This is a genomic window from Winogradskyella sp. (assembly GCF_028282165.1).
Taxonomy (GTDB): domain Bacteria; phylum Bacteroidota; class Bacteroidia; order Flavobacteriales; family Flavobacteriaceae; genus Winogradskyella.
This window is the reverse complement of record NZ_JANQIM010000004.1, coordinates 1-25,492: the sequence shown is the minus strand read 5'-3', so window position 1 is coordinate 25,492 and position 25,492 is coordinate 1. Positions and strand designations below refer to the sequence as shown.

Here is a 25,492-nt window from a genome sequence, read left to right as displayed (position 1 = left end):
GTAACTTTGCAACTTTGCTATAAATCTATAGAAAAGCTATCTGTTTATGAGTTACTTTGACGAATCCATTGAAGTAAAAGGAGCACGTGTTCATAACCTAAAGAACATTGATGTTACAATTCCAAGAGAAAAACTTGTGGTGATAACAGGCCTCTCTGGTAGTGGAAAATCGTCTTTAGCCTTTGATACCATTTATGCAGAGGGACAACGCCGATATATTGAAACATTTTCGGCATATGCTCGACAATTTCTAGGCAGTTTAGAACGACCAGATGTAGATAAAATTGATGGGTTGTCACCTGTAATCGCCATCGAGCAGAAAACCACAAGTAAATCACCGCGTTCAACTGTAGGTACCATAACAGAAATTTATGATTTTTTACGCTTGCTGTTTGCTAGAGCTGCAGATGCCTACAGTTATGAAACAGGCGAAAAAATGGTGAGTTATAGTGATGAGCAAATCAAGGATTTAATCTTAGATTCGTTCAATGATAAGCGTATCAATATTTTATCGCCAGTAATACGCTCTCGTAAAGGCCACTATCGCGAATTATTTGAACAGATTGCAAAACAAGGCTTTGTAAAAGTACGGACCGATGGTGAAATTGTGGACCTCGAAAAAGGGATGAAGCTAGACCGCTACAAAACACACGACATTGAGATTGTAATAGATCGTTTGAAGGTCGACAAGTCTAAAGACAATGAAAAACGATTAATGGAATCTATAAATACAGCAATGTATCATGGAGATGATGTACTTATGATTATCGATCAAGATTCCAATGAGCCACGTTACTTCAGTCGTAATCTTATGTGTCCATCCTCAGGGATTTCATATCCTAATCCCGAGCCTAACAACTTCTCATTTAATTCACCAAAAGGAGCCTGCCCTAATTGCAATGGTATTGGAGAATTACATGTTGTAAATGAGAAAAAACTAGTACCAGACGAAACAATTTCTATAAAAAATGGTGCTTTAGCACCACATGGCCCTGAAAAGAAAAGTTGGATTTTTAAACAGTTTCAAACCATAGCACAACGCTTTGATTTCTCGCTGAATGATCCTTGGAAAGATATTCCGGATGACGCTAAGCAAATGATTCTTTATGGCGGAAAAGACAAATTTACAGTTGAGAGCAAACTACTGGGTGTCACCAGGGACTACAATATAGATTTTGAGGGTGTTGCCAACTTTATAGATAACCAGTATAAATCTAATTCTACATCCTTAGTGCGCTGGGCCAAGGAATATATGGACAAAATAGAATGTCCAGTCTGTGAAGGTTCAAGGCTTAAAAAAGAGTCGCTTTACTTTAAAGTAGATGGTAAGAACATTGCCGATATAGTAAAAATGGATATTTTAGAGTTGGCTGATTGGTTGGAAGGACTCAGTGATAGGCTTTCAGAAAAACAACAAAAAATATCCGCAGAAATCATTAAAGAAATAAAAAACCGCGTGCGGTTTTTGCTGGATGTAGGTCTTACTTATCTTTCGCTGAATAGAAGTTCTAAGTCGCTTTCCGGTGGCGAAGCGCAACGCATCCGTTTGGCTACACAAATTGGTTCTCAACTAGTCGGAGTACTTTATATTTTAGACGAGCCAAGTATAGGTCTACACCAACGTGACAACGAAAAGCTGATCAATTCGCTCTCATCACTCAGAGATGTCGGGAATTCCGTAATAGTAGTAGAGCATGACAAAGATATGATAGAACGTGCCGACCACGTGATTGATATTGGTCCATTTGCAGGAAAGCATGGTGGAGAAATTATAAGTGAAGGTACACCTGATGAATTGCGTTTACACAATACCTTAACGGCCGAATATCTTAACGGTAAAAAAGAGATCGAAGTCCCTAAAATCCGACGCAAAGGCAACGGTAAAAAAATAGTACTTAAAGGTTGTACAGGCAACAACCTTAAAAATATAGATGTGGAATTCCCGTTGGGAAAAATGATTGGAGTAACAGGAGTTTCAGGAAGTGGTAAATCTACCTTAATTAATGAAACCTTATACCCAATACTCAATGCACACTATTTCAATGGTGTAAAAAAGCCTATGCCTTATAAGACTATAAAAGGATTAGAGCATATTGATAAAGTGATTGATATTAATCAATCACCCATAGGTAGAACGCCACGTAGCAATCCAGCTACGTACACCAAAACCTTCGATGAAATACGAAAATTATTTGCACAGATTCCCGAAGCTATGATTCGCGGGTACAAACCAGGCCGTTTTAGCTTTAATGTAGCTGGCGGTCGTTGCGAAACATGTCAAGGTGGCGGTTTACGGGTTATTGAAATGAACTTTTTACCAGATGTCTATGTAGAATGCGAAACCTGCCAAGGCAAACGCTTTAATAGAGAGACATTAGAAATACGCTATAAAGGTAAGTCCATTAGCGATGTTTTAGACATGACCATAGAGGAAGCGGTAAGTTTCTTTGAGCATATACCGAAAATTTATAGAAAGCTTAAAACCATAGAAGATGTCGGACTAGGCTACATTACTCTAGGACAACAAAGCACCACACTTTCTGGCGGCGAGGCACAACGTATAAAACTGGCTGCTGAATTGAGTAAACGCGACACAGGCAATACACTTTACATACTAGACGAGCCTACAACTGGCTTACATTTTGAAGATATCAGGGTTTTAATGAAAGTACTCAATAAGTTAGTAGACAAAGGCAATACAGTTTTAATTATAGAACACAATCTAGATGTTATTAAAACCGTTGATCATATTATAGACATTGGTTACGAAGGTGGCAAAGGCGGTGGCCAAGTCGTTGCTAAAGGAACCCCTGAACAAATTATAAAAGACAAAAAAAGCTATACAGCTAAATTTTTAATGCGGGAATTGAAATAATAGTATATTAGGCAAGTTTAGCTAAGAGATCACAAACATTAAAAAGTATAATCGATTATGAGAAAAGAAAGCAAACATAAAGGATGGAATGAAATAAAGACAAACGACTCATGGGCGATTTTTAAAATAATGGGAGAATTTGTAAATGGATACGAAAAGCTCAGTAAAATTGGGCCTTGTGTATCTGTATTCGGTTCTGCCCGTACAAAACCAGATGACAAATATTATCAACTGGCTGTAGATGTAGCAAAAAAAATTGTTGAACATGGTTATGGCGTCATTACTGGTGGTGGTCCGGGTATTATGGAAGCTGGTAACAAGGGTGCACATATAGCAGGTGGAACTTCAGTTGGACTTAATATTGAATTGCCATTTGAACAGCATGACAACCCTTACATCGACAAGGATAAAAGTTTAGATTTCGATTATTTCTTTGTGCGTAAGGTAATGTTCGTAAAGTATTCTCAAGGATTCGTGGTTATGCCAGGCGGTTTTGGCACTTTAGACGAGCTTTTTGAAGCGATGACACTTATTCAAACTCATAAAATAGAGACCTTCCCTATTATTTTAGTCGGAAAAGATTTTTGGGGTGGTTTATTTGATTGGGTAAAAACAACATTACTTGAAGCAGGTAACATTAGCCCAAAAGATTTAGATCTATTTCATGTAGTCGACACCTCTGATGAGGTCATTGATATTCTAAATAGTTTTTATAAAGAATATGGGCTTAGTCCAAATTTTTAGAGAAGATAAACGTTGTATTTTAAGCTATGAAAAAGAAAATACTCGGTTTTTTTATAATTACTGCATGTACCTTATTGAAAGTTTCAGCACAGGAAACCTTTAAGGTGATGTTCTATAATTTACTTAATTACCCAGAAAATGATGCTGTCCCAAATCGAGAGGATGACCTAGAATTCATACTGTCAGACTACCAACCCGATTTGTTCTTAGCTTGTGAACTTAATGACATTACAGGTGCCAACAATGTTCTTGATATAACAAGAACAGCAATAAATTTAGACTTTGAAATGGCAACCTACGTTTCAAATACTTCTGACGATTTCTCAGGTGACCAGAATAGTCTTCAGAATTTATTATATTACGACAGTACCAAATTTGTTCTTGAAGACGAAATTATCGTACCTACAGATCTGAGGGATTTTAATATTTACAAGCTCTTGTTGAATACTATCGACCAGAACACAAATCCAGTTGAGCTATATGTGATTGTTTGTCATCTAAAAGCAAATAATGATCCCGAAGATGAACTACAACGTTTTAATATGGTTGTAGAATTAGACAATTATCTCGATACACTTCCCGCAGACACCAATATACTATTGGGAGGCGATCTCAACCTTTATACTGGTAATGAACCAGCTTTTCAGCTCCTTTTACAAGACACCAACAATATCACTTTTGCAGACCCAGTAGATCGTGTTGGAAACTGGAGCAATAATCCAAATTTTGTAGATGTCTTTACACAATCAACCAGGACAATGTCAGACCTAGGTGGTGCTGCTGGAGGATTTGATGATCGCTTCGATTTTATCCTAACTTCAGAAAATATGTTGAGTACAGCTAATATTACTTATGTAGATAATTCTTATCAAGCATATGGTAACAATGGCTTGTCGTCTTGTTATAACAGAGCTATAAACTCTTCAGATTGCGCCATACCTAGCTCGCCTTATTCATTTGCAATAAGGGATGCCTTGCATAATTTTAGTGATCATTTACCAGTTACCCTTTCGTTAGAAGCAGATGTTACCCTATCACTTTCAAACAACAGCGAAATAGTAGAAAACATAAGACTAGAAAGTTCTATAGTAAACAACGAATTGGTTGTTTATATCAATTCTCCTAAATACTTTAATAAGTCTTTTGGCATTTACAATACATTTGGTCAAGCCGTAGGATATTTTCAGACAAATTCTGACCAAAGGCAAGTGTTTAGCGCAAATAACCTAAGCAACGGTATTTACTTTATTGGTTTTCATGAGTCCAACACTAAATCTTTAAAATTTGTAATAACAAATTGATCAAACGATTTTTCATATCATATATTTTAGTCTTGGTTTGCAATATAACTGCTGCCCAAAACAAAATTGATATCAATGCCAACGTTGATGTTGAGACAAAGACCATTTCTATTTTCCAGACTATTACCTATAAAAATGAGACTGGTGATACTCTAGATGAAATTTATCTGCACGACTGGAACAATAGCTATTCTTCAAAATCCACACCACTTGCGAAACGCTTCGAAGAAGAATTCAGCACTAAATTTCATTTAGCCAGTAGTGAGCAGCGTGGATTTACACTCATAACATCTATAAATGATAGTACAACAGATATTGAACTCAAATTTGAATATCTGGAAGATCATCAAGATGTTATTAAAGTGATACCACCAAAACCAATTCATCCAGGAGAGGCATACAATATTAAATTAAGCTACGCTATTGTACTGCCAGATGCTACATTTACGGATTATGGTTATACAAGAAATAAAGATTTTGAGTTAAAACATTGGTATATTACCCCTGCAGTCTATAATGGCAAATGGAACTATTATAGTAACAAAAACCTCGACGACCTCTTTGTGCCAAAAGCTGATGTAGCCATTACTATTAAGCACCCTATTAATTACCGTCCAACTTCGGAGTTAAATTTAATCTCTGCAACACCAGATGTAAAGAGTAAGACACAAACTACAGTTTATTATGGTAAAGATAGAGTTGATACTTATCTTTCACTGCTAAAATTCCCTTTATTTGGATTTGTGCAAACGGATGACCTCATAGTTATCTCAAACATTAACGAAAAAGGATTGTCAGGTAAAGACAAAGCCATTCTTACAGATAAAATAGGACGTTTTTTAGCTGAAAACCTTGGAGAATACCCTCACCAACGCTTATTGATCTCAAGAATAGACTATAACAAAAATCCACTTTACGGACTTAACCAACTTCCGGATTTTTTACGACCATTTCCAGACGCATTTCAATATGAATTAAAGCTATTAAAAACGGCACTAAAAAAGTATATAAACAATATTCTTCTTCTCAACCCTAGAAAAGAACATTGGCTAAGCGAGGGGCTTCAAATATATTTTATGATCAAGTATGTAGAGGAATATTACCCAGACATGAAATTACTTGGAACTTTGGCAGATATTTGGGGCATAAGAGCATTTCACGCAGCAGACCTAGACTTTAACTTTCAGTACTTCTTATATTCGATGGAATTGGCAAGAAAAAACAGAGATCAACCGTTGAGCATGTCTAAGGACTCCTTGCTTAAATTCAATGCCAATATTGCCGGAAAATATAAAGCTGGTGTTGGCTTAAACTATTTGGATAAATTTACTGATGATATCAATTTATCCGAAACTGTTACTGAGTTTCTAGAAGCTTATAAATTGAAATCCGTAAGTATATCTGATTTTGAATCGTATCTAAACTCAAAAACCAATAAAAATGTCGACTGGTTTTTCACCGATTATGTAGGCACTAGGAAAAAGATAGATTTTAAGATTAAAAAAGTAGAAACTACAGAAGACTCCATAAGAGTAACCATAAAGAATAAGCGTAATAATTCTATGCCTATTTCTTTATTCAAAGTAAAAGATGATTCCATTACAGGGATGCAATGGGTTGAAAACATAAAAGGGACAAAAACCATAAGTTTGCCTAAAGACAGTACTGATAAGTTTGTATTGGACTATTACAATGTGATTCCAGAATTCAACCAACGGGATAATTATAAATCCGTAAATGGATCTATCTTAAATAATAAACCTTTACAATTTAGGCTATTCAAGGATATAGAAGACCCATACTATAATCAAGTGTTTTTTATGCCTTTGGTGGAGTTTAGAAATATATACGACGGTCTAACCTTAGGTACAAAAATTTATAACAAGACCATATTAAGAAAACGCCTAAATTATAGATTCTCACCACAATATGCTACAAGATCAAGATCACTAACCGGCTCTACTTCTATATTTTATACCCATAACATCGAAAACAAAAACTTATTCGATATTACTTATGGTATATCTGCTGGTTATCAGTCTTTTGCAGAAGATGCCTTTTTTACCAGAATAAATCCCTCTTTAACTTTTAGATTTAGAAATGATGATGATTTTAGAGCTGACCGTATAGATAATATCACTGCAAGATACTTGAGTATAAATAGGGATATTGGTGAAAACGCAGTCATAGAAATTGAAGATGAAGAACCCGACTATGGTGTTTTTAACTTAAGATATACGCGTTTTAATCCTGGTATAATTAATTTTTCAAGCTTTAGTACAGATTTTCAAGTTGCTAGTAACTTTAGCAAACTATCTTTTAATTACGAGTTTAGAAGACTGACAAAAAGTAATCGAAACATTAACTTAAGATTATTTGCGGGATTCTTTTTGAAGAACAATACCGACCCAACCTCAGATTTCTTTAGTTTCGCTTTGGACAGACCTCAAGATTATTTGTTTGATTTCAATTATCTGGGACGATCAGAGGATGCTGGAATATTTAGTCAACAAATTATTATTGCGGAGGGTGGTTTTAAATCGCAATTGGATGAATTAAATGCTGCATTTGCGAACCAATGGATGACCACAGCTAACTTTAGTACCTCCATTTGGAGATATATACAAGCTTATGGAGATATAGGTTTGGTTAAAAACAGGTTTAATAGTGCAAAATTTGTATATGATTCTGGTATAAGACTTAACCTTGTAGAAGACTTTTTCGAACTTTACTTTCCTGTATATTCTAGTCTTGGTTGGGAAATTGCAGAGCCCAATTACGAAGAACGTATTCGATTTATAATTACTGTCGATCCTCAAGTGCTTTTAGGCTTATTCAGACGTAAGTGGTATTGACATATTCTTACTTAAATGTTAATTTTTTAAATAATTTTAATTATTTGTTTAATTAAAAGATCATTTACTGAGAATATTTCAATATTATAACAATTCCAGCTATTGTATATAACCTAGCGATTTAGTACCTTTGTAGTTCCAAAAAATTCACCCTAATGAAAACAAACCCAGATACAAAAACAGAAATAACATTTGAAGATTTTAAGGCAGAAGTTGTGAATGATTATAAACTTGCCATAACGAGTCGAGAATGCAGTCTGTTGGGTCGTAGGGAAGTTTTAACAGGCAAAGCCAAGTTTGGTATTTTTGGTGATGGAAAAGAAGTGCCACAGATCGCTTGGGCTAAAGCCTTTGAAAATGGTGATTTTAGATCTGGTTATTATCGAGACCAAACCTTTATGATGGCCATTGGTGAATTGACTATCGAACAGTTTTTTGCTGGTCTTTACGCCAATACAGATCTCAAGGAAGAGCCTATGTCTGCTGGACGACAAATGGGTGGTCATTTTGCAACCCATAGCCTAGATGAAGATGGAAACTGGAAGAATCTAACAGAGCAAAAAAATTCTAGCTCAGACATCTCACCTACTGCAGGACAAATGCCAAGATTGCTAGGACTGGCGCAAGCATCAAAAATATACAGAAATGTAAAAGGCATCGACACCACTAACTTCTCAAGAAGCGGCAACGAAATTGCTTGGGGAACTATAGGAAATGCGAGTACCAGTGAAGGCCTGTTTTTTGAAACCATAAATGCAGCAGGCGTATTACAAGTACCAATGATTATAAGTATTTGGGATGATGAATACGGAATTTCGGTACATGCCAAACATCAAACCACCAAAGAAAATATTTCTGAAATTCTAAAAGGTCTTCAACGAGATAAGAACTATAAAGGCTATGAGATATTTAGAGTCAATGGTTGGAATTACGCCGAATTGATCGATACTTACCAACGTGCAGCACAAATATCACGAAAGGAGCATATTCCTATTATGATTCACGTGCAGGAGTTGACACAGCCACAAGGGCATTCTACCTCAGGCTCTCACGAACGTTACAAAGACCAATCTCGATTGGCGTGGGAAGCTGAGTATGATTGTAACGCACAAATGCGTAAATGGATGATTGCTAATAATATTGCGACAGATGAAGAACTTACGTCTTTAGAGAAAGAGATAAAAAAAGCTGTAAGAGATGGCAAGAAAAATGCTTGGGCTAAATTCTTGAAACCTATTCTATCAGAAAAACAAAACGTTATTTCACTGTTAGAAAATGCAGCAGCATCAAGCGCAAACAGTGCATTCATCAATAAATTAAAAAGTGACTTAGAGCATATCGACGAACCCCTAAGGAAAGATATTTTATCTTCAGCACGTAAAGCTTTACGCTATCTAGTTTTAGAAGATACACCAGAGAAATTGGCGCTTCAAAGCTGGATCAATAATTACATAGAGACCATTCAACCTAAATACAGCTCACATCTATACAGCGAATCTGATTTAAAAGTTTTAAATCATCAAGAAATATTACCAACATACGATTCTAATACTGTAGAAGTTGATGGTAGAATCGTATTAAGGGATAATTTTGAAGCTATTTTTAATAAATACCCTAAAGCTTTAGTTTTTGGTGAAGATGCAGGATACATCGGAGATGTGAATCAAGGATTAGAAGGATTGCAGGAAAAATTTGGAGAACTCAGAGTTTCCGATACGGGTATTAGAGAGGCTACTATTGTTGGGCAAGGTATTGGTATGGCTATGCGAGGTCTAAGACCTATTGCCGAGATTCAGTATTTGGATTATTTGCTTTATGCGCTTCAAATTATGAGTGATGATTTGGCCACAATACAGTACAGAACCGTTGGACGCCAAAAAGCACCATTGATTGTTAGAACACGTGGCCATCGCTTAGAAGGTATTTGGCATTCAGGATCGCAAATGGGTGGCATACTAAACCTTATTCGAGGTATCAATGTTCTCGTGCCAAGAAACATGACCAAAGCCGCTGGATTTTACAACACGCTTATGGAAAGTGATGAGCCAGCTTTAATCGTTGAATGCTTAAACGGCTATCGTTTAAAAGAAAAAATGCCAAGCAATATCGGTGAGTTTAAAACACCTATTGGAGTTGTAGAAACCATTAAGGAAGGAGACGATATTACCCTAGTATCCTATGGTTCTACATTGAGACTGGTAGAACAAGCCGCTAAGGAATTACTCGAAGTAGGTATTGATGCAGAAATTATTGATGTACAATCCTTATTACCTTTTGATTTAAATCACGATATCGTAAAAAGTATAGCCAAAACTAATCGTGTTATGGTTATTGATGAAGATGTTAAAGGTGGGGCTTCTGCTTATATCTTGGATCAAATTTTGAACGAACAAAACGCATTTCAATATTTAGATAGCCAACCCAAAACATTGGCAGCCAAACCTCATCGACCTGCCTATGGATCTGATGGCGATTATTTTTCAAAACCTTCTATTGAAGATATTTTTGAAGCCGTTTACGAGGTGATGCACGAAATGAGTCCAAATGACTTTCCTAGATTGAGATAAAAACATATTCAATTTAAATATAGCCTTCTTTGTTAAGAAGGCTATATTTATTTCCTTAGTTTGAAATGATAAAAATCATAAAATAAGCAAGTCTTAAGGTCTAAATTTGGTATTTATCAGTCCAAAAGCTTATTTATGCTTACACAAGATATTCTGTCGACTTTCAGAAGACACTCCGATTTAATTACCTATTTAACTGAACATAAAGAAGATAATTTATTGTTTCAGTCCGCTTTAGAAAAGTACGAATACGAAAAAGAATTATTACCATTACAAGCTGAACTTGTAGATTTTCAAAGGTGGGTTCAAAAAGAGAATAAAAAGATTGCCATCATCTTTGAAGGAAGAGATGCTTCTGGTAAAGGTGGAACCATAAAACGTTTTAAGGAGCACCTAAACCCAAGAGCTATGCGAATTGTGGCGCTCAATAAGCCTACTGAGGTTGAAAAGAACCAATGGTACTTCAATCGCTATATTAAAGAACTCCCTAATGCGGGTGAAATCGTTTTTTTTGATAGAAGTTGGTATAATAGAGCTGTTGTAGAACCTGTCATGGGATTTTGTACCAAAAAGCAGTATGATCAGTTTATGATTCAAGTTCCTGAGTTTGAAAATATGCTTTACGAATCAGGTACCTCCATTATAAAGTTTTGGTTTTCCGTCTCTAAAGACGAGCAATTACGTCGTTTTGAAAAGCGTTTAAATAATCCTTTAAAAAAATGGAAATTTAGCCCTGTCGATGAAAAAGGTCAAGAGTTATGGGACGATTTTACGCAGTATAAAAATCAAATGTTCTCTAGAACACATAATTCGTTTTCGCCATGGGTAATTATCAAATCTAACGACAAAAAACGTGCACGTCTTGAGAGTATAAAATATGTGCTAAGTCTGTTCGATTATGAAAATAAGGGCAATAATTGCAAATCCATATTACCAGATCCAAATATTGTACAGCGCTACTTTAGAAATACCATTCAATTAGATCAATAATAATGAGTCCATTAAGAAATTTATCAGAAAAGGAATTGAGTATTATCAATACAAAGAAAGGTTTAGGTGCCTTACTCAGACAACAGCATTTAGATATCAATAAAACGGTAAGAAATGTTAAGTACGAAAGACGTTTAGAAAAACTTCAAGAAGAAATGTTGATTCTACAGCAATGGGTTGCCGCCAATAACAAAAAGGTGGTCATTTTGTTCGAAGGTAGAGATGCTGCTGGGAAAGGCGGTGCCATACGACGAATAATTCAGCATTTACCACCTCGTGCCATTAGGGTTGTTGCATTGCCAAAACCTAATGAAACGGAAACTGGGCAGTGGTATTTCCAACGTTATATTAATCGATTGCCTAATAATGGAGAAATTGTCTTTTTTGATAGAAGTTGGTATAATAGAGCGGTTGTTGAGCCAGTAAATGGTTTTTGCTCTCAAAAGCAATACGATATTTTTATGTCTCAGGTCAATGAGTTTGAAAAAATGATTCAAGAATCAGGTATTTATCTTTTGAAACTCTATTTTTCTATTACTAAAAACGAGCAAGAGCGTCGTTTTAATGATATTATAGCCACGGCTACAAAAAAATGGAAATATAGCGATGTGGATAGACGTGCATTGTCTTTATGGGATGAGTACACCAAATACAAAGAGGTAATGTTTGAAAAAACACAAGTTTATGCGCCCTGGAAGGTCATTAAAGCGAACCGAAAGACAAGTGCAAGAATTAGGGCTTTTGAGTATATTCTGAAAATGATCCCTTACGAAACAAAGGATTTGGAAACCATTAGGCCAAAAACATTTCGCTCTATTTTAAATGACACCTAATCTTATCTAGATACTGCCATTACTGGCGAGAATACGAAATAAGACCTATTGCTTTTTTTAAATTAAGATAAATCCTATACATTTAGATTTTTAACCTAGATGCTATAATGTTTCCTGATTTTAATAGGCACAGTTTACCATTACTCATTCTTGTACTGCAAGGGCTGATATTTGTGATATTGCTTTTTGCGAGATATTACAAAAAACGACAACTTTCAGATTTGTTCTTGGGCTTAATTTTGCTCTTATCTTGTTACACACAAATTTGTTATACTGTTGGATTTATGGGTTGGTACAATGAGTTTAGAACTACAAAAATCAATTACTTCCTTATTAATATTGCTGTTGGATTGGCTCCTTTAATTTACCTCTACGTAAAATCTATTACTACATCCAACTTTAAGTTTAAGAAAACATATTGGTGGCATTTTTCTTTGGCATTTTTATATGTCTTTTACAGATTGAGCATTTATACTTATGATGCTTTACAGCCAGGATTCCATGAGACCCAAAACGGCATTCTAAAAATTGAACTCGATGAGGCTTATGTTCAGACTATAATGGGTTATGTGGAAACACCTTTTATGCTCATGTATCTGGCATTTACATTTCAGCTGTTTTATAGTTACAGAAAAAAGATTATTCAATATTTTTCTAATACCTATAAGCTAGAGCTAAATTGGATGCTCAGTTTCTTAATTCTTTTTAGCTTGCTGTTTCTTTATGGCACTATTCAAGACATCATAGGATCTCGATTTATAGATCTTGGTTATGAGCAACGTTGGTGGCTTAACTTAACCATGGCCATCGTTACACTCTATGTAGGCGTTAAAGGTTATTTTACCGATACCACCAAGCTCAATAAGTTAGACTTCTCATTCTCCCCTAAATCCATAGGTATTCCTGAGGATGCCAACATCATGGAGGAAGGAAAATCAATTTCAGAAAAAGATATTGCCGTCGTGAAGCATTTGATGGAAAACGAGAAAGTATATTTAAATCCAGAACTCAACTTATCGGACTTAGCCAAAATGGCGAAAATGTCTCGTGGGCAACTCTCTGAAATCGTTAATACAGCTTTTGAAAAGAATTTTAATGATTTCGTTAATGCGTATCGTGTTGAAGCTTTTAAAAATATGCTCAAAGAAGAAAAACACAAGCAGCTTTCATTACTAGGTATAGCTCAAGAATGTGGCTTTAATAGTAAAGCAACTTTTAATCGTGTGTTTAAAAAATTGACCGACCTCTCTCCTACCGAATATTTAAAAACCCAACTAAATTAAGACGTCTCAAATCGTATTTAGGACGTTCTAGTACGTTATAAGTCGTCCACAGACAGCACTTGTTAGAAATTTGTGTCATCAAACAATTAAAACCCATTTGTTATGACACGAATAAAATCTTTATTTAAATTATTAGTAAATCCTGTAACACAAAAACACTGGTTTACAGATGCCATTTTAGCCATCCCAAGAATCCTGTGTGGATTTTGGCTCACAACAATGTTCGGAGCCGATAAATTTGGAATGCCCTGGACAGCAGATAGTCAAAACTTAAACTTATTTGAAGTATCAGCATGGTTTCCGGAAGATGTAGCATCTTATGGCGGCATATTTGCCATGGCGCCCATATTTTTTGCTTGGATGGGCGCCTTTAGCGAGGCTGTAGGTGGCTTATTCTTAATGCTCGGCCTTAAAACGAGAATCGCTTCTTTTTTAATAATGTGTACCATGCTTACCGCCATTTTTATGCAAAAATGGAATCAAGGGCTTTGGGGGATGTTACCTGCCATGGGATTCTTGTGGGTAGCTCTGTACAACCTTGTTTTAGGCTCTGGACGCTTTGGGCTAGATTATATCATTGCAAAAAAAATCAATAAATAAACTTACGTATCATGAAATTTCTAAAACACATTTTATTCATAACTCTTGTTTTAACGATTACAAGCTGTGTACAAGAAACGCACACTAAAACAGTTACATTTAGAGTCGACATGTCTGGCGTTGAAAATCCTAAAAATGTAGGCGTTAGAGGCAACTTCACATCTAACTCTTGGAGCGAAACTGAACCGCTAACAGATGATAATAACGATGGGATTTATGAAGGCACATTTTCTCAGAAAACAGCCGTAAACGGCATTCAATTCAAATTTGTGAATAATGGCGAGTTTGAATTAGATGGACAGGATAACCGAACCGTTACGTTTGAATACAAACCCGAAACCATTGTCTACAAAGCCGTATTCAATAATCCTGAAGGACAACAACAAACCATTAATAATTAAAACACATCATCATGAAACGACTTAGTATTTTATTATTGCTCGTCACAAACATAGCGATAGGGCAAGTCAAGGGAAATAAAACAATCGTTACGGAATCTTATGACGTAACATCGATTGAAGCCATAAAAATTAATCTTTACGCCAAGATTACTATTGACCAATCCGCAGAGGAAAGCCTAACAATTACGGCAGACGAAAACTTGTTAAATTTAATTGATCGAGAAATTATTGATGGTACATTATATCTTGACCAAAAAGAATGGATATCACCATCCAAAGACATTATTATTACGATTGGAGCGCCAAGCCTAAAACGTGTTGAATCAGGGACTCACGACACTACAAAAATCATCAATCTCAACAATGACTATCTACAAATTATGGCACCCATCGGTAATGTTATTGTAGAAGGTAAAACCAATGAGCTAAGAATCGGAGCCGAACTAGCCAAAGTCAATGCCTCTAAAACCGAAGCTAAAAGCGTATATGTTAATCTTTGGAGTTGGGGACGTGTTTCGGTTAATGCTACCGAAAAGCTATGGGCAGAAGTTTCAAATGATGGTAAATTGATCTATCAATCGAGACCTGAAACTTTCAAGGTGAAAAAGAAAAATGGTGGACAGGTATTGTCATTGGACCAAAAGAATGATATCAAAAATCCAGAAGCCGTATTTATCAATTTCAAGATTAAAAACAACTCTAACAATAGAAACCAGTTTTTTGTGGTGGGCCCAAAACCAGATGGTACCAAATTTAGCTATGGTTTTCCTATGATGCCAAATGCAAAACGCAAGGAAAATTGGTCCGTTGGCACCAAGGTCTATAAAGTGAATAGTCTCGGCTTCAGAACGTTGCTCATTACCATTAAAAAAGAGGACGAGGGCAAAATTCTAGAGCTTTTCAAATAGTTAAAATAAACCTATTAAAACCGTCATTATTATGATGGTTTTTTTATATTTAAGAGTTAATCTATCCTTTATGCTCACTAAATCGGATAAGTCTCAACTTAGAGGTATCATCTTTCGCCACTTAGATGGCATCGCCACTGCAACATCCGCTTTTTCACTTCATAAAAAAGAGGTTTTAAATTATCTCTTAGAAAAAGAAACCGTCCCTATAAAGCAACTATCGGATGTTTTTAATGCTAATGAAGGGTATCTCAATGTAGCGCTTCGGATTTTATGTTCTCAAGGATGGTTAGAGCAGTATCTCGATAATAAAAATAATACCGTTTCCTATAAAACCAATGATAAGTCTGAAGCAGCTTTCAAATTGGCACCTGTGTATTCTGAGGCTGTTAACCTTTTAAGATACTCCGACCGCTTTGCTCAGGACAAAATGATAAGTCTAGATGCTTTTGTTGCTTTGGAACGTATTTTCGATAAGTTCGAAACTAAATTCGACCTAGATATAAGTGATGAAAATTCTATAGAATACCAAATCTATAAACATATTGAGGGTGTTATTGCAGGTCCGATCATTGTACTTTTAGGGGTTAATGGTTTGTTTCATAAATACTTTATGGAAGCTTCGTTTACGGCTGAAGAATACCATAAAGATCCTGAAAGCTTTAAAAAAATACTGGATTTTTTTGCATATTTAGGATGGTTTAATAAGAAAAGGAATACTTATCAATTCACGGAGAAGGGTCTTTTTTTTGCAAAACGTGCCAGTGCTTATGGTGTTACGGTGTCCTACATCCCTACTTTTTTACAATTAGATGAACTCATTTTTGGCAATCCCCAAGTTCTTAAAACAAATTCACCTCATGAAACAGAAAAGCATGTCCATCGTGAAATGAATGTATGGGGAAGTGGTGGTGCACACGCTACCTATTTTAAGGTCATAGATCAGGTGATTATTGATTTGTTCAACCGACCTATAGATTACCAACCCAAAGGTATTCTAGATATGGGCTGCGGTAATGGCGCCTTCATTGAACATATTTTTAATGTTATTGAGCAGCAGACTTTAAGAGGTAAAATGCTTGACGACTACCCATTGTTTCTTGTAGGTGCTGATTTTAACAAAGCAGCACTGAAGGTAACAAGAGCTAATCTTATTGCCGCAGATATCTGGGCAAAAGTTATTTGGGGAGATATAGGAAGACCAGAAGTATTAGCCTCGGATCTAAAAGAAGACTACAATATTGACCTCAAAGATTTATTAAACGTAAGAACATTTTTGGATCACAACCGCATATGGGAACGCCCCATAAAGACCTATGACTTTATTAGTCATTCTTCCGGTGCTTATGCTAGTATGGGTAACCGATTGAATAATAATCATGTGGAAGCTTCTCTATTAGAGCACTTAATAAAATGGAAACCTTATGTTGATAAATTTGGGCTGCTCATCATAGAATTGCATACTATTAACCCCAAACTTGCTTCAGCCAATTTAGGTAAAACAGCAGCAACAGCTTACGATGCAACGCATGGTTATAGTGACCAATATATACTAGAAGTCGATGTTTTTAAGAACATTGCAGAAAAAGCGGGATTAAAACCAGACGAAACTCATTTTGCTAAATTCCCAAATAGCGAATTAGCTACAGTAAGTATTAATCTATTAAAAGGCTACCATTAATGTCAAATTCATCCGAAAATCAAAATAAAAAGCTTATTACGCGCGATTGGTTAGCTATAGAACGTACAAAGTTGGCCAATGAGCGTACATTTTTGGCTTACTTTAGAACCTTCCTTGTTATTCTCGGTACGGGCGTCACCATATTAAAACTTGAGTTCTTTTCGGATATAAAATCGTATGGCATCATACTAATAATAGCATCTGCAATAATACTCCTCATAGGTGTCTATAGATTATTTAGGGTTAAAAAAAAGATTAGAAATCACTACTAAAGCCAAGCTCCTGTTAAAATTGATAATCTTAATTGTTCGACATGAGTTGCCCTGTGTTGGTCGAAATTAGTTGAAATATGCTCTAAATAATTAGAATTTTGACCTAAACATTAAAAGACTTCATTATGAAAACTAGAGCATCAATTATTTTAATCGGGTTAGCTTTATTCTTAAGCTCATGTATCGTAAAATCTATACAGCCTTTTTACACTGTAGAATCGCAATATTTTGATGATCGACTTATCGGTGATTTTATTTCAGAAGGTAAGTCTACTTGGAAATTTACTTCGTTTAAGACCGAATGGAAAAAAGAAAATCAAGACCAAACCAAACTCACTAAAGACGACTATGATGAGTTTGAGCGCTATAAAAACGCCTATTATGTTGAATACATTAGCAAAGGCAGTGAGGCCTATTTTATCGCTATGCCTTTTAAGGTCGATAATCATTTGTTTTTAAATTTTACGCCTTTCTACTTTGAAGAAAATGATCTAAACGGGATGGCTGCACAACACTTATTGAAAACACATTCGGCGGCGAAGGTCAATTTCAATAAGAATGGAAGTCTAAAGTTATCTTGGATTTCAGAATCTGTAGTAAAGCGTCTTTTTAACGAGCAAAAAATGCGCTTAAAACACGAAAAAGTTGGTGTTAATGAAGATTTGGTTTTAACAGCAAGCAGTGAGGAGTTACACAGTTTCCTCAAAAAATTTATGTCTTCAGAGATTGAAAACAAATGGAACAATGACGACATTATAACCTTAAACCCAAATAATGCAAGACCTTAGTTTTAAATTATTAGTAAAACGATCTAATAATTACCACAGACCGTTATTATTTAATAGTGGACTGTGGTCTTTAGCATTTATAATTCTGTTGTTTGTATTTTCAAAGGGAAATCCACCAATAACTATAGACTTTATCTATACAGTTACTTTCATAATTGCCTTGTCGATACCTACATCGATTAATTTTTACATCCTAATGCCACGACTCTTAAAGAAAGAGCAATATATAGCTTATGGGCTATGCTTTTTTTTAAACCTGTTGGTTTTCGCCTTTTTAAGTAGCTGGCTAATACAACCTGTTTTAGATACACTTTTTACGAGCTTTTTCTTTATTTCATATTTATCTAATGAAAATATCCTGTTTGTATTCACGATTTTTTTAATAGCATCAACATTGATAAAATTGGCCGAAGATTGGTTCTATTTTAATAAAAGTGAAAACAAGATCTTAAAGCAAAAAAATAAACAAATAGAATCGCAATTGTCAGCATTAAGAGCGCAAATCAATCCACATTTTTTATTCAATTCGCTTAATGTGATTTATGCACTGGCTCTAGAAAAAAAAGACGATATTACCAATGCCATTGTTCAACTTTCAGATATTTTGCGCTATGTTATTTATGATTCTGATACAGAACAAGTAACTTTAAGGGACGAAATAACGCTGTTGAAGAATTACATTGCATTTCAAAATCATCGCATAAAAACACCACATATGGCACGTCTAGAGATTGATATTGAAGACGAGGATTTTAAAATCTACCCCATGCTTTTGCTGCCCTTATTGGAAAATAGCTACAAACATGGCATTGATACCAGCAAAATCACTCGACCCATAACCATAAAAATGTCTCAAGTAGGCATTAACTTCGAATTTTCAATCGCCAACGTCAATCTCGATAATAAGAATCAACTAGTAGAAAAACATTCTGGTATTGGGTTAGAAAATATTAGGAATAATCTTAATTTGGTATATCCTAATAGGCATCAATTTGAGGTCAGTAAAACCAGTGAACAATTCAAAGTAAGATTATCTATTAACAATGATATCTCATAAAGCTATTTCGTGTTTAATTATCGATGATGAGCCTTCATCGCAGCGTGTTTTGCAACATTTTATTGCACAAACTCCAGTACTGGACTTAAAAACCACATGTAGCAATGCGGAGGAAGCCTTTAAATATTTACAGCTCAACGAAAAAGTCGATTTATTATTCTTGGATATTAATATGCCAAAACAATCCGGACTGGATTTTTACAAATCATTACAAAATCCACCATTGGTTATCTTCACTACGGCCTATCCACAATATGCGGTAGATGGTTTTGAGGTTAATGCCATAGACTATCTTCTAAAACCAATAGCCTATGAAAGATTCCTCACTGCTGTAAATAAAGTACTTCATAACAATGATCGTAATGCAAACGAAGATGAATTCATAATCCTTAAAGAAAATAAGGCGCTACATAAAATTCGTTTTGAAGACGTTCAATATATCGAAGCTTTTGGTGATTATGTTAAGGTGCATACCAAACAAAAAACCATAACGACGCACAGTACATTTTCCAAATTCATAGAAAACTTACCTCACTATTTTCTAAGAACGCATAAATCTTTCAGTATCAACCTTAAAAAACTCAATTATCTTGCCGGTAATCAGATAAGTATAGACAACCATAAAATCCCAATTGGCCAAACCTATAAGCAGACCGTGCTAAAAGCCTTAAATTTGTGATTCATGAAAATAGAATCTATCGTTACCATAAAAAAAGAGCTTCAACATTTACCAAAGGAAGATTTACTGGAATTGTGTTTAAGACTCGGAAAGTTTAAAAAAGAAAACAAGGCACTACTCACCTATTTGTTATTTGAAGCGCATGATGAAGATGGCTACATACTAAGTGTAAAGTCGACCTTAGACGAACTTTTTAGCGAGATGAATACCAATAGCTATTTCTACATGAAAAAAACCATTAGAAAAATTCTTAGGCAAATAAGAGTCTATAGCCGTTATTCCCTTAAAAAATCTACTGAAGTTGAACTCCTACTCTACTTCTGTGAGCGATTGCATACATTACAACCTTCGATACATAGAAATAGAACACTTAGTAATTTATACGAACGCCAAATCATTTCCTTGAGGAAAAAAATCAGCACGCTACATGAGGATTTACAATACGATTATAATTTACAATTAGAGGCACTACAATACGCCAGGCATTAGATTTAGTCTAGCTTTTATATTCTAATTTCGTGCTAGTATTTAATAGCTAATATCCAAAATTGACATTTGTCATAGTATTTCTAAACAGTAATTCAGAACTTTAAGAATATTCTAAATTACACTGTCATGAGAGTTTATTCAATTTTATCCACTTTTTTACTTTTACTGCTTTTTAATTGTGCCGCCACAAGCGAAGTTGTTTACGACTATAACCTAGAGGTTGATTTTAACCAATACGATACTTATGTATTATGTATTGAGGACTTTAGCGTAGAGCATCTCGACCATCCGCAAATAGACAACCAAACCGTTAGACATCTCATCGGTGATGCCGTTGCCATAGAGATGGAAAACAAAGCCCATAAAACAAATGTCCTAAAACCTCAGTTACAAGCAGGATTCAGGATTTTGATTAGCGAAGAAAAGGCTCAATTTAAAAACTGCGAGCATTCTAAATACTTAGAGTATTGGGAGAATTGCTCAATTCACGAAGAATCCTACGAAGAAGAAACACTGGTGGTTTATGTCGCCGATTTTAAAACCAATAAGGTACTTTGGCATGCATCGATTATTTGTGAGCTCGATAAATCGAAAAAGAAACTAGAGCCCTACATTAGTGAATTAGTTAAAAACTTATTTGAAACCTATCCAAAAACACAAGTTGGACAAAATCCTGAGGAATTTAAGGAAGAGATTCAATGATGTTGTTTCTTTGCCTTACGGCTTCCTTCGTACATTTCATATTTTACCAAACGCGATTCCAGTTTGGCATTAAAGACCTTAATTTTTCGAGAAGGTCTTAATCCTATGTACTTTAAAGCCTCTAGGTTAGAAGTAATTAACCATGCATCCGTATTAGGGTAACCATGCTTCAAGGTAGTACCAATATTACCATAGAATTGCTCAATATTCAAATTCTCAAGACGTTCGCCATATGGAGGGTTAAATACCATATGCAGCTTATCGGTACCCGCCTTTTGGGTCTTAAAGAAATCTTCATGCTGAATATGGATAAACTCATCTAAATGGGCATTCTTAATATTGGTTTTCGCTTTTCTTATGGCAGAAGGTGATTTATCGTAACCTATAATCTTATGATGAAAATCCCGTGTTTTCTTCAAAAGTGATTCTTCAATGGTTTCAAATAAATCCACATCCCAATCGTCCCATCGCTCAAAGGCAAATTCCTTACGCATTAAATTAGGCGGAATGTTACATGCAATCATGGCAGCTTCTGCCAAAATAGTGCCGCTTCCGCACATAGGATCCATAAAATCGGTCTGGCCATCCCAACCGCTCATCATAATGAGACCTGCAGCAAGCACTTCGCTAATAGGCGCAATATTGGTCGCCGTTTTATACCCTCTTCGGTGTAAGGATTCGCCCGAAGTATCTAATGAAATGGTGCAACGTTGGCGATCTATATGAACGTTGACTTTTAAATCTGGAAAACGCAAATCTACATTAGGACGTGTACCGCCCTGTTCCCTAAAACGATCGACAATAGCATCTTTTGTCTTTAAAGCAGTGTATTGCGAATGCGTAAAAACACTGTGATGCACGGTAGCGTCAACCGCTAATGAACCCGAAGGTTTTAGGTAGTCTTCCCATTTGATGGTTTTGATGTTTTTGTAAAGGTCCTCTTCTCTAACTACCCTGAAGGATTTTATTGGCTTCAATATTTTTATAGCGGTACGAAGCGCCATGTTGGCTTTGTACATAAAACCTTTGTCACCAACAAAACTGACATTGCGTACGCCCTTTTCAACCTGCATAGCACCAAGTTGTGTTAACTCTTTTGCCAAAAGATCTTCGAAGCCAAATAAGGTTTTGGCGACCATTCTGAAATTATTGTCCATGTGCTACGTCATAAAGAAGACAAATTTAAACTATTTTTGCAGCATGCATTACACTTATGGCAAAATCAACTGAACAGTGGTACGCTTCGTGGTTTGACACCCCTTATTACCACATTTTATATAAAGACAGGGATTATACAGAGGCACAAGGCTTTATGGATAATCTTACCAACTACCTCAACTTACCAGAAAATGGTAAAATCCTGGATTTGGCTTGCGGAAAGGGTCGACATTCTATATATCTTAATACCTTGGGCTACGATGTTACGGGAGTCGATTTGTCTGAGCAGAGCATAATGTATGCCAAGCAATTTGAAAATGACACTCTTAAGTTTGATGTGCACGATATGACCACACCATATCCCAAAACCTTCGATGCCGTTTTTAACCTCTTTACCAGTTTTGGGTATTTCGATGATGACACTTGCAATCTTAAAACCATTGCTTCGATTAAGGCCGAACTTAATGAATTTGGCTTTGGAGTCATTGATTTTATGAATGTTAACTATGTTATTAACAATCTAGTTGCTGAAGATATAAAAACTGTTGAAGGTATTGACTTCCATCAAAAACGCAGTGTTAACGATGGCTATATAGTAAAGGATATCAGTTTTAGCATTGATGGTCAGCATTTCGAATTTCAAGAACGTGTTAAGGCACTGACTTTAGAAGATTTTAAGGACTTATTCCGTAAAACCGAAGTGCATTTACTAGATGTATTTGGCGATTACAAATTACAAAAATACCATCCTGAAACATCCGAGCGCTTAGTTATGATTTTTAAGTAATTTTGCGGGCATGAATAAATACTTGTTTCCAATATACGCTATTATCATTGGTGTTATCATTGGCTTTTTAACTAAACAGCAAAAGTCTATTTACACTAAATTACTACTATCCTTCAGTGGTGCTTTTTTATTGGCCTTAACACTTTTTGACTTACTCCCAGAAGTCTATGAGTCCCTCGATGCCAAACTCACAGGGCTTTTTATTATGTGTGGTATTTTACTGCAGATTATTCTGGAGTTTTTATCTAAAGGCGCCGAACATGGCCATGTGCATATCAGAGACAATAACAAGAAATTTCCATGGCTCTTATTCATTAGCCTTTGTATTCATAGTTTTTTAGAAGGCTTTCCTATTCATCAACATAACGATATCGTCTATGGGGTTTTTATACACAAAATTCTTATAGCAGCACTATTGACGTCGTTTTTGTTGCAATCACAATATATCAAAGAGCAAACGTTGAGCTTTATTTTAATATTTGCGGCCATGACCCCTTTGGGCACATTGGTATCTAATACCACATCTATTGCTCCAATATACCTTAGCACTATTAATGCTATTGTCATTGGTATCTTTCTACATATCTCAACAACTATTTTGTTTGAAGCCAGTGAAGGCCATAAGTTTAACTTATCAAAACTTGTAGCCATATGCTTTGGTGTTTTAATCGCTTATTTTATCTAAATGTTTAGTAAAGAAGAAAGTCGTTTGTTGCGCCAGGAATTCTGGACCAGCTTTGGAAAATCCTTCCCAAGGAAATGGCTCTTGTACAATACTAAGATTAAAGGGCTATCCTTTAAGTTTCATTTCGACACCAAGTCGGCATTAATCGCTTTGGATCTTGAGGATGTCCCGATAGCTATCGGGATGGATAACCAAATTAATTATTGGGAAAAATTGGTAGCCCTTAAAAGCATTTTAAAAACCGACTATTTACCGGATGCCATTTACGAAGAAGCATACTATTTAGACAACGGCAAGGAAATTTCACGCATCTATTTACCGCTAGATGCAAAGGTCTCTATCCATAATAAAAACACCTGGCAAATGGTTATGGAATTCTTTAATACCAACATGATCTTATTTGAGGCCTTTTTTGAGGAGTACAAGGATGTGATTAAAAGCTAATATTATTACAGCTTATCCTAAACTATCCAACGGACTTTTAACATTATTTAGGGTTCTTTTGGATACATGTGTATACACTTGGGTTGTCTTTATATTGTGATGTCCGAGTAATTTTTGAATAAATCTTAAATCCGCACCAAGCTCTAACAAATGCGTTGCATAACTATGACGAAGACCATGTATGCCAATGTTCTTGTTAATATTGGCCTTTGACATAGCACGCTTAAAAACTGCCTGAGCACTTCTTGTGCTGTAGGGCCCACCATATTGTCCCTCGAAAAGCCAACCTTTTGGTCTATAGGCTTTATAATAACTACGCAATTCCTCCAAAACAGAAGTGGGTAGATTAACATAGCGATCTTTTTTGCCCTTAGCGCCTTTAACAAGCACTTGCATTCTATCGCTGTTAATATGGGGAATCTTAAGATTTACAATTTCACTAACTCTAAGTCCCATACCGTAGCATAGTTTAAGAATTAAAGAATGTTTTGGGTTTTCTACCACTTTAAATAAGCGTTTAATTTCCGACTTGCTCAACATCTTAGGCAGGGTAACAGGCTTTTTGGGTCTTGGAATATCAAAAAACATAGTGGGCTGATGCCTCACTTTTTCGAAATAAAATTTAACAGCATTGATTTTTCCGTTCATTTTGCGCTCACCCATGTGCAGTACCTTAACACAATACAAAAAATAATCCTTTAATCTAGTCTGGCTAAGTTCATCAACTTTATGGCGCTTTAGGATTATAAGCAAATGTGCAAATTCGGCAAGGTATATCCTTATTGTATTTTTACTGTAGGCTTTAAGCTTTAGCTGATCATAAAACTCTAAAAAAGGAAGTTGATTTACACTGTGTATTTTTGATAAGTATTTTTGAGTAGGACTTGCTATTTCTAGCCCCAATAATTCCCTAACAACTGGTATATCGTTGACATACCAACGTTTACGAGATGGGCTCCACTTGGCTGTTGGCAAATTTTGTCTAAGCTTGTATTCTAGGGTAAGTGTGTATGGAAATTTAATCCATATGACTTTTTTCCCTTGATAAACCCCAAAATGAAATGTATAAAACTGAAAATCCATGTCATATGCGTATTTTGTATATCTTAATGCCTGGCAAATATATATAATTTTTAATTTTGATATACATTTTGCGCAATAGCTAATTTTTGTTAGGGGTAGATATAGCAGCACATTTGATCAGTCTTGTATAGATATTGTGTTGAATTGATTTATTGCGTATATTTAGGTGATGATGTACAATTCACCTAAAGGTGAACTCAAGTTGCTACATTGTCGCTAAAGCTCCAATTCCCACACCTTGAGATATGTACATCATCGCTGGGCTATGCCAATTTGCATATGGCGTATGCGTTAGGTAAACAACTAAATA

At 35.5% G+C, this 25,492-nt stretch carries 23 protein-coding genes; 21 read left to right on the top strand and 2 right to left on the bottom strand.

Going from position 1 to position 25,492, the window contains the following annotated elements:
* Positions 1–46: 46 nt before the first annotated feature.
* The 18 genes from uvrA (at position 47) to Q0972_RS01455 (ending at position 21,025) form a co-directional block, all read left to right on the top strand.
* Positions 47–2,875: an excinuclease ABC subunit UvrA gene (gene uvrA / locus Q0972_RS01540; RefSeq protein ID WP_299361715.1), complete on the top strand. Its 2,829-nt coding sequence runs from the start codon at positions 47–49 to the stop codon at positions 2,873–2,875.
* 57 nt (positions 2,876–2,932) lie between these two features.
* On the top strand, positions 2,933–3,619 hold the full coding sequence (locus tag Q0972_RS01535) for a TIGR00730 family Rossman fold protein (RefSeq protein ID WP_299361713.1): 687 nt from the start codon (positions 2,933–2,935) through the stop codon (positions 3,617–3,619).
* Between the two features lie 26 nt (positions 3,620–3,645).
* Entirely contained in the window at positions 3,646–4,920 is a 1,275-nt protein-coding gene (locus Q0972_RS01530) for a hypothetical protein (protein WP_299361711.1), read from the top strand.
* A 32-nt stretch (positions 4,921–4,952) separates the two neighbouring features.
* On the top strand, positions 4,953–7,775 hold the full coding sequence (locus Q0972_RS01525) for a metalloprotease (protein WP_299361710.1): 2,823 nt from the start codon (positions 4,953–4,955) through the stop codon (positions 7,773–7,775).
* A 155-nt stretch (positions 7,776–7,930) separates the two neighbouring features.
* Positions 7,931–10,342, top strand: coding sequence for a thiamine pyrophosphate-dependent enzyme (locus Q0972_RS01520; RefSeq protein ID WP_299361708.1), 2,412 nt, complete (start codon positions 7,931–7,933; stop codon positions 10,340–10,342).
* A gap of 135 nt (positions 10,343–10,477) precedes the next feature.
* Entirely contained in the window at positions 10,478–11,332 is an 855-nt protein-coding gene (gene ppk2 / locus Q0972_RS01515; RefSeq protein WP_299361706.1) for a polyphosphate kinase 2, read from the top strand.
* Between the two features lie 2 nt (positions 11,333–11,334).
* Complete coding sequence (ppk2, locus tag Q0972_RS01510) at positions 11,335–12,165, top strand: polyphosphate kinase 2 (RefSeq protein ID WP_299361704.1); 831 nt, start codon at positions 11,335–11,337, stop codon at positions 12,163–12,165.
* A gap of 284 nt (positions 12,166–12,449) precedes the next feature.
* Positions 12,450–13,448: an AraC family transcriptional regulator gene (locus tag Q0972_RS01505; protein ID WP_299361701.1), complete on the top strand. Its 999-nt coding sequence runs from the start codon at positions 12,450–12,452 to the stop codon at positions 13,446–13,448.
* 102 nt (positions 13,449–13,550) lie between these two features.
* Entirely contained in the window at positions 13,551–14,048 is a 498-nt protein-coding gene (locus Q0972_RS01500) for a DoxX family protein (protein ID WP_299361698.1), read from the top strand.
* Positions 14,049–14,059: 11 nt separating this feature from the next.
* A complete protein-coding gene (locus Q0972_RS01495; RefSeq protein WP_299361696.1) occupies positions 14,060–14,449 on the top strand; it encodes a hypothetical protein in 390 nt (129 codons plus the stop codon).
* 11 nt (positions 14,450–14,460) lie between these two features.
* On the top strand, positions 14,461–15,357 hold the full coding sequence (locus tag Q0972_RS01490; RefSeq protein WP_299361694.1) for a DUF2807 domain-containing protein: 897 nt from the start codon (positions 14,461–14,463) through the stop codon (positions 15,355–15,357).
* A 31-nt stretch (positions 15,358–15,388) separates the two neighbouring features.
* The gene (locus tag Q0972_RS01485; protein ID WP_299361692.1) at positions 15,389–17,038 is read left to right on the top strand and encodes a class I SAM-dependent methyltransferase; all 1,650 of its coding nucleotides are present in this window, start codon (positions 15,389–15,391) and stop codon (positions 17,036–17,038) included.
* Entirely contained in the window at positions 17,038–17,310 is a 273-nt protein-coding gene (locus Q0972_RS01480; protein ID WP_299361689.1) for a DUF202 domain-containing protein, read from the top strand. Before Q0972_RS01485 ends, Q0972_RS01480 begins: the two co-directional genes overlap by 1 nt.
* A 125-nt stretch (positions 17,311–17,435) precedes the next feature.
* Positions 17,436–18,098, top strand: a complete 663-nt coding sequence (locus tag Q0972_RS01475; RefSeq protein WP_299361686.1) for a hypothetical protein — start codon at positions 17,436–17,438, stop codon at positions 18,096–18,098.
* Positions 18,085–19,155 (top strand): sensor histidine kinase, encoded by a 1,071-nt coding sequence (locus Q0972_RS01470; protein WP_299361684.1) that lies wholly within the window; start codon positions 18,085–18,087, stop codon positions 19,153–19,155. Before Q0972_RS01475 ends, Q0972_RS01470 begins: the two co-directional genes overlap by 14 nt.
* Positions 19,142–19,834, top strand: coding sequence for a LytTR family DNA-binding domain-containing protein (locus Q0972_RS01465; protein ID WP_299361682.1), 693 nt, complete (start codon positions 19,142–19,144; stop codon positions 19,832–19,834). The genes Q0972_RS01470 and Q0972_RS01465 overlap by 14 nt, the downstream gene beginning before the upstream one ends.
* Before the next feature lie 3 nt (positions 19,835–19,837).
* Positions 19,838–20,323 (top strand): hypothetical protein, encoded by a 486-nt coding sequence (locus Q0972_RS01460; RefSeq protein ID WP_299361680.1) that lies wholly within the window; start codon positions 19,838–19,840, stop codon positions 20,321–20,323.
* 126 nt (positions 20,324–20,449) lie between these two features.
* Entirely contained in the window at positions 20,450–21,025 is a 576-nt protein-coding gene (locus Q0972_RS01455) for a DUF4136 domain-containing protein (protein WP_299361677.1), read from the top strand.
* On the opposite strand, the gene Q0972_RS01450 is transcribed toward Q0972_RS01455, so the two are convergent.
* Positions 21,019–22,182: a THUMP domain-containing protein gene (locus tag Q0972_RS01450; protein ID WP_299361675.1), complete on the bottom strand. Its 1,164-nt coding sequence runs from the start codon at positions 22,180–22,182 to the stop codon at positions 21,019–21,021. The two genes, Q0972_RS01455 and Q0972_RS01450, sit on opposite strands and share 7 nt — an antisense overlap.
* A gap of 56 nt (positions 22,183–22,238) precedes the next feature.
* Between Q0972_RS01450 and Q0972_RS01445 the strand changes: the two genes are divergently transcribed.
* From Q0972_RS01445 to Q0972_RS01435, 3 genes are read left to right on the top strand one after another with little or no spacing between them, the layout of a single operon-like run.
* The gene (locus Q0972_RS01445; protein ID WP_299361673.1) at positions 22,239–22,970 is read left to right on the top strand and encodes a methyltransferase domain-containing protein; all 732 of its coding nucleotides are present in this window, start codon (positions 22,239–22,241) and stop codon (positions 22,968–22,970) included.
* A 10-nt stretch (positions 22,971–22,980) separates the two neighbouring features.
* Positions 22,981–23,655, top strand: a complete 675-nt coding sequence (locus Q0972_RS01440) for a ZIP family metal transporter (RefSeq protein WP_299361671.1) — start codon at positions 22,981–22,983, stop codon at positions 23,653–23,655.
* Positions 23,656–24,099: a DUF4268 domain-containing protein gene (locus tag Q0972_RS01435; RefSeq protein WP_299361669.1), complete on the top strand. Its 444-nt coding sequence runs from the start codon at positions 23,656–23,658 to the stop codon at positions 24,097–24,099. It abuts the gene before it with no gap.
* 12 nt (positions 24,100–24,111) lie between these two features.
* On the opposite strand, the gene Q0972_RS01430 is transcribed toward Q0972_RS01435, so the two are convergent.
* Positions 24,112–25,182: a tyrosine-type recombinase/integrase gene (locus tag Q0972_RS01430; RefSeq protein ID WP_299361667.1), complete on the bottom strand. Its 1,071-nt coding sequence runs from the start codon at positions 25,180–25,182 to the stop codon at positions 24,112–24,114.
* Positions 25,183–25,492: the final 310 nt, after the last annotated feature.